This is a genomic window from Autumnicola edwardsiae, assembly GCF_031846505.1.
Classification (GTDB): domain Bacteria; phylum Bacteroidota; class Bacteroidia; order Flavobacteriales; family Flavobacteriaceae; genus Autumnicola; species Autumnicola edwardsiae.
Genome location: NZ_JAVRHP010000255.1, coordinates 1 through 1,038, shown reverse-complemented (window position 1 = coordinate 1,038; position 1,038 = coordinate 1). Strand labels below are relative to the sequence as shown.

1 protein-coding gene and 1 pseudogene are annotated in these 1,038 nt (G+C 44.9%); both read left to right on the top strand.

Annotated features, from left to right (window positions below):
- Window positions 1-208: pseudogene (locus RM529_RS17480) on the top strand (hypothetical protein); the annotation flags it as partial.
- Between the two features lie 24 nt (window positions 209-232).
- Window positions 233-952 carry an IS21-like element helper ATPase IstB gene (gene istB / locus RM529_RS17475; protein WP_311486017.1) on the top strand — a complete coding sequence of 240 codons (720 nt, stop codon included), beginning with the start codon at window positions 233-235 and terminating at the stop codon, window positions 950-952.
- The last annotated feature ends 86 nt before the right edge of the window (window positions 953-1,038 follow it).

Sequence of the window (1,038 nt, the reverse complement as noted above, 5' to 3'; positions counted from 1 at the left end):
AACCTGTGAAGGCGTCTTGAACCTGGCTCGAAAAACAAACCCCGAACCTTTTACCAAAGCCTGCAATATAGCACTGGAACATCAGAATTACTCTTACAAGTTCTTACAACAAGTCCTGGAAAACCGGATGACCGAATACCCTGAGGAGCCTGTGGTGAAATCTCTGCCCTCCCACGGAAATATCCGTGGGGCATCATCTTATAAATAAGTAACCTATTAAATTAATACACATATGAGTACCATTGAAAATCAATTAACACAGCTACGGCTTAATGGCATGCACAGCAGCTGGAAAGCCATGGTAGAAACCCGGCAGCACCACGAACTCTCCTTTGGAGAAGGCCTGGAAGTTTTATTACAGGCCGAAGCAGAAGACCGAACCCACCGCCGGTTTGAACGCCTGAAAAAAAGTGCACAGTTCAGGTATCAGGCTAGCGTGGAGGATTTGAATCTAAATGCCTCTAGAGGGATCAATAAAACCCAAATTACAGAACTCACCAGTGGCTCCTATCTAGAAAAAGGAGAATCGATCCTATTGACCGGGGCCACGGGTTGCGGGAAGAGCTTTCTTGCGTCAGCCCTGGGACACCAGGCTTGTAGTCAGGGCCATAAAGTGCTCTATTATAACACCCAAAAGTTAATGATGAAAACCAAAATGACCCGTATAGACGGAACCTTCCTAAAATTCTTTGATAAGCTGGCCAAGGCAAACCTGCTGATCCTGGATGATTTTGGACTGGCCCACCTGGACAGAAAACAGCAAATGGATCTGATGGAGATTATTGAGGATCGCCATGGAAGATCATCCACTATTATTGCCAGTCAGTTGCCAGTGGGAAGCTGGTATGAAATAATTGGAGAGGCAAGCATTGCCGATGCAATTTTAGATCGATTAGTACATACCTCACATCGAATAGAATTGAAAGGAGAAAGTCTAAGAAAAAAACTGTAATATTGTCATTATCTTATCTTTTTGACCAAAATCCTTAGGGGGGTCAGTATGGCCGGAACGGGGGGTCAGCATCACCGGAATATCCA